This window comes from Cellulomonas algicola (assembly GCF_003851725.1).
In the GTDB taxonomy this organism is placed as follows: Bacteria; Actinomycetota; Actinomycetes; order Actinomycetales; family Cellulomonadaceae; genus Cellulomonas; species Cellulomonas algicola.
The window spans coordinates 1-8,892 of the sequence record NZ_BHYL01000227.1 but is presented as its reverse complement, the minus strand read 5'-3'; the positions used below and the strand labels follow the sequence as shown (position 1 = coordinate 8,892).

Annotated in this window: 12 protein-coding genes; all 12 read right to left on the bottom strand. The window is 74.0% G+C overall.

Going from position 1 to position 8,892, the window contains the following annotated elements:
- Window positions 1-1,128 (bottom strand): EscU/YscU/HrcU family type III secretion system export apparatus switch protein (locus CTKZ_RS14345; protein WP_268904340.1); only part of this gene is annotated, 1,128 nt, incomplete at its 3' end.
- Complete coding sequence (gene fliR, locus CTKZ_RS14340; RefSeq protein WP_124343584.1) at window positions 1,125-1,886, bottom strand: flagellar biosynthetic protein FliR; 762 nt, start codon at window positions 1,884-1,886, stop codon at window positions 1,125-1,127. The genes CTKZ_RS14345 and fliR, both read right to left, overlap by 4 nt.
- 10 nt (window positions 1,887-1,896) lie before the next feature.
- Window positions 1,897-2,169: a flagellar biosynthesis protein FliQ gene (fliQ, locus tag CTKZ_RS14335; RefSeq protein ID WP_124343582.1), complete on the bottom strand. Its 273-nt coding sequence runs from the start codon at window positions 2,167-2,169 to the stop codon at window positions 1,897-1,899.
- The gene (gene fliP, locus CTKZ_RS14330) at window positions 2,169-2,918 is read right to left on the bottom strand and encodes a flagellar type III secretion system pore protein FliP (RefSeq protein ID WP_124343581.1); all 750 of its coding nucleotides are present in this window, start codon (window positions 2,916-2,918) and stop codon (window positions 2,169-2,171) included. Before fliP ends, fliQ begins: the two co-directional genes overlap by 1 nt.
- Window positions 2,915-3,400 carry a FliO/MopB family protein gene (locus tag CTKZ_RS14325; protein ID WP_124343580.1) on the bottom strand — a complete coding sequence of 162 codons (486 nt, stop codon included), beginning with the start codon at window positions 3,398-3,400 and terminating at the stop codon, window positions 2,915-2,917. The genes fliP and CTKZ_RS14325 overlap by 4 nt, the downstream gene beginning before the upstream one ends.
- Entirely contained in the window at window positions 3,400-4,107 is a 708-nt protein-coding gene (gene fliN / locus CTKZ_RS14320) for a flagellar motor switch protein FliN (protein WP_124343579.1), read from the bottom strand. The genes CTKZ_RS14325 and fliN overlap by 1 nt, the downstream gene beginning before the upstream one ends.
- A complete protein-coding gene (locus CTKZ_RS14315; protein WP_124343578.1) occupies window positions 4,104-5,033 on the bottom strand; it encodes a flagellar motor switch protein FliM in 930 nt (309 codons plus the stop codon). Before CTKZ_RS14315 ends, fliN begins: the two co-directional genes overlap by 4 nt.
- A gap of 134 nt (window positions 5,034-5,167) precedes the next feature.
- Window positions 5,168-5,680 carry a flagellar basal body-associated FliL family protein gene (locus tag CTKZ_RS14310; protein ID WP_124343577.1) on the bottom strand — a complete coding sequence of 171 codons (513 nt, stop codon included), beginning with the start codon at window positions 5,678-5,680 and terminating at the stop codon, window positions 5,168-5,170.
- A gap of 1 nt (window position 5,681) precedes the next feature.
- On the bottom strand, window positions 5,682-6,578 hold the full coding sequence (locus tag CTKZ_RS14305) for an OmpA/MotB family protein (RefSeq protein WP_124343576.1): 897 nt from the start codon (window positions 6,576-6,578) through the stop codon (window positions 5,682-5,684).
- Window positions 6,575-7,360: a motility protein A gene (locus tag CTKZ_RS14300; RefSeq protein ID WP_124343575.1), complete on the bottom strand. Its 786-nt coding sequence runs from the start codon at window positions 7,358-7,360 to the stop codon at window positions 6,575-6,577. Before CTKZ_RS14300 ends, CTKZ_RS14305 begins: the two co-directional genes overlap by 4 nt.
- A complete protein-coding gene (locus CTKZ_RS14295; protein ID WP_307720309.1) occupies window positions 7,360-7,650 on the bottom strand; it encodes a flagellar FlbD family protein in 291 nt (96 codons plus the stop codon). Before CTKZ_RS14295 ends, CTKZ_RS14300 begins: the two co-directional genes overlap by 1 nt.
- A gap of 213 nt (window positions 7,651-7,863) precedes the next feature.
- The coding region (gene rsgA, locus CTKZ_RS14290) for a ribosome small subunit-dependent GTPase A (protein WP_307720308.1) at window positions 7,864-8,892 on the bottom strand (1,029 nt) is incomplete at its 5' end.

The window sequence follows — 8,892 nt, the reverse complement described above, 5'->3', positions numbered from 1 at the left end:
CCGCGCGGCCGCGCGGTGGTCGGTGGTGTCGTCGGCCGGCAGCGTCGAGCCGCCCGGGACGCGGTGCTGGCCGGAGCCGGCGCCGCGGCGACGCAGGGCCATGACGAACGCGAGCACGCGGGCCACGGCGGTGAACAGGTGCGCGGGGATCTCCTGGCCGAGCTCGCACGCGGCGTGCAGCGCGCGGGCCAGCGGGACGTCCTCGACCATCGGGACCTGCGCGTCGGACGCGGCGGACCGGATGCGCGCGGCGACCGCACCGGCGCCCTTCGCGACGACGCGCGGCGCGCCCGTGCCCGGCTCGTAGCGCAGCGCGACGGCGACGTGCGTCGGGTTGACGAGCACGACGTCGGCGTTCGCGACCTCGGCCATCATCCGGTTCCGGCTCATCGCGAGCTGCTTCGACCGGATCGCGCCCTTGAGCATCGGGTCCCCCTCCGTCCGCTTGTGCTCCTCCTTGACCTCACGGAGCGTCATGCGGGTCTGCTTGCGGTTGCGGCGGAAGACGACGGCGACGTCGGCGATCGCGAGGATCACGCCGGCGGCGATGCCGGTCCGCAGGAGCGTCGAGGTGCCGTCGGAGGCGATGCCGAGCAGGTGCGACAGGGGCAGCCGGCCGGACGCGAGGAGCGTCGGCACGAGCGCCTGCAGCGCGACCAGCAGGACGAGCGCGACCGCGGCCGTCTTGAGCAGCGTCTTGGTGCCCTGCCACCACGCCTGCCCGCCGACGAGCCGGGACGCGATGCCCTTGGGCTTGAGGTGCTCGGCGTGCAGGCGCAGGCGGTGCAGGTGGATGCCGCCCTGCGCGGCGCTCACGGCGATCGCGGTGATGACGCCGACGACGAACAGCGGCGCGAGCGTCGTGACGACCGTCATGAGCGCGTCGCCGAGCACCTGCACGACGTCGGTGCCGTCGGGGTCGACGGCGGCGTCGCGCACGACCGCGAGCTGGCCGAGCGCTGCCGCCCGGCCGTTGTCGAGCACGAGCGGGAGCACCGCGGCGGCGGCGCCGAGGCCGACCCACGCGGCGAGGTCCTGCGACCGGCCGAGGCCGCCCTTGCGGCGGATCTCCTTCATCCGCTGCGGGGTGGCCTTCTCGGTCCTGTCCTGCCCGTCGTCGCCACTCACGGGACGATCACCCCCAGCATCTGCTCGACGGAACGCCCCGTCAGGGCCTCCATCACGGTCGGCAGGGCCAGGAACGCGAGCGAGCCGAAGACGAGCGTGAGCAAGATCTTCAGCGGGAAGCCCATCGCGAACGCGTTGAGCGCGGGCGCGACGCGCGTGAGGAGCCCGAGGCCGACGTCGGCGAGGAACAGCACGACGATGAGCGGCCCGGCGATCTGCAGCGCCGCGAGGAACATCTGCGTGAGGCCGTCGGTGAGCGTGTGCCCGAGCGCGGCGGGGTCGAGCATCGCGCCGAGCGGGAGCGCGTCGAAGGTCCGGACCAGCCCGGCGAGGACCACCTGGTACCCGTCGGACGCGAACAGCAGGACCATCGCGGTCATCTGGTACAGCCGCCCGAACGGGCCGCCGCTGCTCTGGCTCATCGGGTCGTACGCGGTCGCGAGCTGGAAGCCGCCGAACAGGTCGACCAGCGACCCGGCGGACTGCACCGCCGAGAAGACGAGCGAGACGAGGAACCCGAGCGCGGCGCCGATGACGGCCTGGCCGACGAGCGACCCGACGAACGCGGGCGTCGTGTCGGACGGCAGCGGGTCGAGCCGCGGCGACACGGCGAGCGCGATCCCGAGCGCGAGCGCGACCTTGATCGTGGCCGGCACCGCGCGCTGCGAGAACGGCGGTGCGATCACGAGGAACGCGGCGACCCGCACGCTCGCGAGCATCGTCGTCTCCACCGCCCCGACGGGCAGGGCGATGCTGATCGGGTCCACGTCAGCCGCCGACGAGCGCGGGGATGCGGTCGAACAGCTCGTGCGTGAACGTGACGAGCTCGGAGATCATCCAGTGCCCGCACACGACGAGCGCGATCGCCGCGGCGATCGCCTTGGGCACGAAGCTGAGCGTCACCTCCTGGATCTGCGTCACCGACTGCAGCAGGGAGATGACGAAGCCGACGACGAGCGCCGTGACGAGCACGGGTGCGGCGAGCTTGGCGGCGAGGACGAGCGCGTCGACGCCGACGTCGAGGACCGCGGTGGTGTCCATCAGCCGCTCCCCACGTAGGAGCCCACGAGGGACGTGACCACCAGCCCCCAGCCGTCCACGAGGACGAACAGCAGGATCTTGAACGGCAGGGAGATCATCACGGGCGGCAGCATCATCATGCCCATCGACATGAGCGACGCCGAGACCACCAGGTCGATGACCAGGAACGGCACGAAGATGACGAAGCCCATGATGAACGCGGACCGCAGCTCGGAGAGCAGGAACGCGGGGGCGAGCGTCGTGAACGGCACGTCCTGCGGCGACGCCGGGTTGTCCTGCTGCGCGGCACGCGTGAGCAGCGCGAGGTCCTGCTCGCGCGTGTGGCCCAGCATGAACTCGCGCAGCGGCCCGGAGCCCGCGTCGACGGCCTGCGAGAACGTCAACGACCCGTCGAGGTAGGGCTGGACCCCGATCGCGTTCACGTCGCTCACGGTCGGCGCCATGATGAAGAGCGAGAGGAACAGCGCGAGCCCCGCGAGGACCTGGTTGGGCGGCACGCCCTGCAGGCCGAGCGCGTTCCGGGTGAACGACAGGACGACGAAGATCTTCGTGAAGCTCGTCGTCATGAGCAGCAGCGCGGGCGCGACCGAGAGCAGCGTGATCGCGAGCAGCACGACGATCGAGCTGCTGGGCGTCCCGTTGACGCCGTTGACCGCGACGGTGACGGTGTCGCCGACGGCGGGCGCGTCGGGCGCCGTGGGCGGCGTCGGGGCGAACCAGGTGACGGCGAGCGTGGTGAGCGTGCTCATCGGCGCACCGTGCGGTCCTGCAGCGTCCGCACGGCCTGCCGCCACGTCGCGGGGTCGAGCACCGAGCCGTGCAGCGCACCGTGCTTGACGTCGCCCAGCGGCAGGTCGACGGGCGGGCGCACGTCGCCCGCGGGGCGCGGGTGCGGCACGTCGGCGTCGACGACCTTCTTCGCGACGGGCGCCGGCTTGGCCGGCGCGGGCGCCGGCGGCGTGTGCACCTCGACCACGGGCGCGAGCTCGGTGAGGAACGTGACCTGCTGCTCGCCGTACCCGACGAGCAGGCGGCGCGACCCGACCGCGACGACGGCGACCCCGGCGTGCCGGCCGACGGACTGCCGCCCGACGACCTGGACCTGCGGCTCCTTGGAGCGCCCGCTGCCCGCGGCGCGCCCCGCCCCCCACCGGCGGCCGACCCACCACACGAGGCCGACGACGGCCGCGAGCGACAGGGCGACGCGCAGGAGCAGCATGACGGAGTCCATCAGTCGTCCGAGCCGCCCGCGTCCGTGCCGGCCACGATCTCCGTGACGCGGATGCCGTACACCTCGTCGACGACGACGACCTCGCCGCGCGCGACGAGCCGCCCGTTGACGAGGACGTCGGCCGGGCTGCCCGCGGTGCGGTCGAGCTCGAGCACCGCACCGGGTGCGAGGTCGAGGACCTGCTTGACGGACAGGCGCGTCCGGCCGATCTCGGCGGTGAGCGTCATCTCGACGTCGTAGAGCATGCGCAGGTTGGTGCGCGGCGTCGGGACCTGCGACGTCGTGGGACCGGCGACCTTGGGGCTGCGCACCCGCACCGCGAACCACGCGGCGGGCGCGGCACCGTCGGCGGCCAGCGCGAACACCTCGGCGTCGTCGGCGAGCACCTCGGCGACCGGTGCGGGTCGCACCGTCTCGAGGACGCCCGCGCCGAGCGTGCGCGACGCCGCCTCCAGCGCGGGACGCAGCGCGTCCGCGAGCTCGAGCGGCACGCTCGACGACGCGACGGCCTCGGTCACCGCGTCGCCCGCGACGAGCACGAGCTCCGCGCTGGGCGAGCCGACGAACGACGCGACGAGCGCCGTCGCCCCCGCCGGGACGTCCCGGTGCGACGCGCCCACCGCGGCGAGCGGCAGCGCCGAGGGCACCAGGGCGGCCGCGGCGTCGGCGGCGGTCTGGCCCGTGAGGGCGTCGGTGGTCTGGGTCATGCGGGGATCTCCTCGACGGTGACGACCTGGCAGGCCAGTCGGGGCCCGTGGGTGCCGGCGGCGCCACGGGCGAGCACGATCCCGTCGACGACCACGTCCAGCGGGTCGGTCGACGGGTGGGACAGGGGCAGCACGTCACCGACGGCGAGGTCGAGGACGTCGCGCGGGTGCACGGTGACGGGCCGGAAGCGGACGGCGACGTCCACGGGGACGCCGTGCACGGCCCGCTCGAGGTCGCCCTGCGCGGTCGCGACGGCACGCTGCTCCTCGTCGGAGCGGGCGTCGCTGCCCTCGGACGAGCGCAGCGCGCCCAGCAGCAGGTCGGACGGGAGCATGAGCGTCATGCGGTCCTCGCGGTCGCCGACGCGCAGCAGGAACGCGGCGACGAGGACGGTCTCCTGCGCGGCGACGACCTGCACGAACTGCGGGTTGTACTGCACGGAGCGCAGCGTCGCGGACATCGACGTGAGGCCCGCGAACGCGTAGTCGAGGTCGCCGATCGCGTGCTGCAGGACGTCCTTGACCAGGGTCCACTCGATCTCGGTGAGCTCGCGGCCCTCGCGCTCGTCGCCGCGGCCGTCGCCGCCGAACAGGTAGTCGATCCAGACGAGAGCGGCACCGACGGGCATCTGCAGGACGGCGGGCTGGCGGCTCGGCTCGAGCGTGCACAGGACCATCGCGGTGGGCGACGGCAGGCCGCCCGCGTACTCGTCGTAGGTCCGCAGCTCCAGGTCCTCGAACGTCACCTGGCTGACGACGCGCAGGCGCGCGGTGAGCTGGGTCGCGAACTGCCGGGCGAGCCGCTGGAACGCCATCTCGAGGTGGCGCGCGTGCTCCCGGGCGAGGGTGAGCGGTCGACGGAAGTCGTACGGCTCGGGCTCGGCGGTGCGCACCCGACGGGCGGGCTGCGGCGCAAGGGGTGTCACGACCGCCCTATCGGCGGGCGCGCAGGGGTGCTGAGCGAAACCCCTGACTTCATCCCCTCCGTCGCCTCGTGCGACGGACTGCGGGGCGGTGCGGGCACCCTCCGTGGTGCCCTGGGTCGCCGGCTGCGGCCGGCCTACTGCGTGACGTAGTTCGTCAGGTAGACGTCCATCACCTCGCCCTCGTACGCCTCGACGAGCGCGTGCGCGAGCTGCTCCTTGAGCGCCGCGCGGCTGGTCGGGTCGGAGATCTCGGCGACCGTCCGGCCCGAGAACAGCTCGATGGCCAGGTCGAGTGCGCGCGCCGGGTCGGGCGACTCGTGCGCGTCCGTGGTCAGCTGCAGCGCGAGTCCCAGCCGCAGGTAGTGCCCGTCGGCCAGGTTGAGGCTGATCGGCTCGACCTGCACGACCTCGCCCGCCTCGGGCGCGGGCTCCTCGGCGGGGGCGCCGTCGCCCTGGAAGAACAGGAACCAGGCGGCTGCGGCAGCCGCGAGGACCACCACGACGGCTCCGATGATCAGGAGCTTCTTCGACGGCGCACGCCGCTTCTTCGGCTCGGGCTCGGGCGCCGGCGCGGGGGCCGCGGACGCGTTCCCGCCGATCTTGGCGCCGATCTTCGGGCCCGAGATGACCCGCTGCTCGATGGGCACGTCAGCCTCCCTGGGTCAGCGACGGCAGCAGCGCGCGGACCTGCTCGGGCGCGTTGCTGAGGACGACGAGGTCGACGCGGCGGTTGGCCGCGAGCGCCTCCGGGGTGTCGCCCGCGACGAGCGGGCGCGTGTCGCCGAACCCGACGGCCATGATCCGGCTGCCCGGCATGCCGTCGACCTCGACGAGGTGCCGCAGCACCTGGGTGGCCCGGTCGGACGACAGCTCCCAGTTGGTCGCGTACCGCCCGGAGACCGGGATGACGTTGGCGTGGCCCTCGACGGAGATGTTCTCGCCGATGCCCACGAGCAGCGGCGCCGCGACGTCGAGCACGCGGTTCGCGGTGTCGGTGAGCTCGGCGCGGGCCGGCGCGAAGAAGACGTCGTCCGCGACGAGCCCCAGCACGAGGCCGCGCTCGTCGATCCGCATCCGCACCGCGCTGTCCAGGCCGTTCGCCGCGAGCGCCTGCATGATGCGCGCCTCGAGGTCCTGCAGGTGCGCCGCCTCCGCCTGCGCGGCCGCGAGGACCGCCGGGTCGACGGACTCCTGCGGCGTCTGCGTGGTGGGGGTCATCGGGTCGGCGGCCTGCAGGCCGAGCCCGCTGTCCGCGCTCACCATGCCCGCGGAGCCGTCGGCGGGCGTCGTGTCCTTGTGCACGGTCGCGCCGTCGAGGTTCCCCGACGTGCCCTCGAGCACCGACGGCGACGTCGTCGTGTCCATGAAGCCCGCCGCGAGCGAGTCGCGCAGCGCGATGTACTTCTCCTGGTCGACCTGGCTGATCGCGAACAGCACGATGAACAGCGCCATGAGGACCGTGATCATGTCGGAGTAGCTCACGAGCCAGCGCTCGTGGTTGACGTGCTCCTCCTCGACGTGGCGCCGCGGCCGCCGCCCGCTCATGCGGCCCTCGACTTCGCCTTGGCGTCCTTGCCCTCGGGCACGTCGGGCAGGAGGCTGCGCAGGCGCTCGCCGACGAGGCGCGGGTTCGCGCCCGCCTGGACCGACAGCAGGCCTTCGAGCGTCATCTCCATCTGCGTGCACTCGAGGTCGGAGATGCGGCGGATGCGCGTCCCCAGCGGGAGCCACACGACGTTGGCCGAGAGGATGCCCCACAGGGTCGCGACGAACGCGGCGGCGATCGAGTGCCCGAGCGACGCCGGGTCGGCCAGGTTCTCGAGCACGTGCACGAGCGAGACGACCGTGCCGATGATGCCGATCGTGGGCGCGTAGCCGCCCATGTCCTGGAAGTACTTGGCGTGCGCACGCTCACGGGTGCGCTTCGTGGCGATCTTGTCCTCGAGGATCATGCGCAGGTCCTCGGGGTCCGTGCCGTCGATCGCGGCCTGGAGCCCGGCGCGCAGGAACTGGTCGTCGATCGTGCGCGCGGCGTCCTCGAGCGCGAGGAGGCCCTCGCGCCGGGCCCGGTCCGCGAGGCTCACGAGCGTGTCGACGGTCTCCGACGGGTCGGGGATGCCGCTGCGCAGCGCGCGCGGGACGGCCGCGAACGACTCCTTCGCGTCGCGCAGGGTGTGCCCCGCGAGGCCGACGCCGATCGTGCCGACCCACACCAGCAGCAGCGGCGCGGGCAGCATGACCGACATGGGGTCCGCGCCCTCGAGGATCATCGCCCCGAAGATCGCGACGAGGGCGACGACGATCCCGATGATGCCGGCCGGGTCCATCACACGCTCCTCGGTCGCAGCGGCACCGCCGGCGCGATGGGCGCCTGCGTGGTCCGGTCGTCGTCCTCGAGGTCGGGGACGAGCCCGATGTGCGGCGACGACTGGATCTCGCGCGCCCGGGCGAGGATCGAGGCGCGGTGCTCGTTGATGCGGTCGATGACCTCGGGCAGCGACTCGGTGACGATGTACTTCGTCCCGTCGATGAGCGTGAGGATGGTGTCCGGCGCGGAGTCGATGCGCTGGACGAGGTCGGGGTTCACCCCGATCTGTCCTCCGTTGAGGCGCGTCACGACGATCACTGCGGCACCCGTCCCTGGTCACCTGGTCCTGCAGGCGGCGCTCGCCGCCCCGGGCCCGTCCGTGGGCCCTGTGCTCATCTGATCGGTCGGGCCCAGCGAGGTGTGAGGGTTTGCCCGCGATCCGTCGCGATCGCCCTGGTCAGCACCGGTCGCCGGCCGGTCGGGCGCCGGTGCCGCGCGGTCGCGCGTCGGTCGTGCGCCCCGTCAGGACCGGGGACGGCCCGGGCCGCGCATCCCGCGCTGGTACTCCTTGGTGACCTTCTTCCACCGCGCGCGCTCCTCGGCGGCGAGACGCGCGTCGACGCGGCGCGCCTGGTAGGCGGCCTCGCGCTCCAGCCGCCGGTACGAGTCGAGCCGCCGGGGTGCCAGGTCGCCGGACTCGAGGGCCGCGCGGACCGCGCAGCCGGGCTCCTGCTCGTGCCGGCAGTCGGAGAACCGGCAGGCGGCCGCGAGCTCCGCGACGTCGGAGAACGTGGCGTCGAGCGCGTCGGCGTCGGCCACCACCCCGACGCCACGGATCCCGGGGGTGTCGACGAGCATCGCGCCGTCGGCCAGCGGGACGAGCTCGCGGTGCGTCGTGGTGTGCCGGCCCTTGCCGTCCGAGCGGCGGTCGCCGACGTCCATGACCGGCCGTCCGGCCAGGGCGTTGACCAGCGTCGACTTGCCCGCACCCGACGGACCGACGACGACGAGCGTGTGCCCGGGCCGCAGGACGTCCTGCCGGAGCTCGTCGAGCCCGCGCCCGTCCTGCGCGGACACCGCGTGCACGTCGACCGCGAGCGCGACGCGCGCGACGTCGGCGGCCATGCCGTCGGGGTCGGGCACCAGGTCCGCCTTGGTGAGCACGACGACGGGCCGGGCGCCCGACCGCCAGGCCAGCGTGAGGAGCCGCTCGACGCGGCCCAGGTCGGGGTCCGGGTCGAGGTGCTCGACGACGAGGACCGCGTCGACGTTCGCGGCGAGCGCCTGGGTCCGCGAGGTCTCGCCCGCGGTGTCGCGCACGAGCGCGGTGGTCCGCGGCAGCATCGTCGCGACGCGCGGGCCGTCGGGGGTCTCGTCGAGGAGCAGCCAGTCCCCCACCGTCGGGGGTGTGCGGCCGTCGTCCCCCGCGACGCAGCCGTCGCGGTCGAGGGGGACGCGGCGCGGCTCGTCGGGCTCGGCGGCGGCGCCGACCGGGCGCGCGTCGTGCGGGACGAGCGCCTGCGCGGGCAGCACGAGGACCGCGCCCCGGTC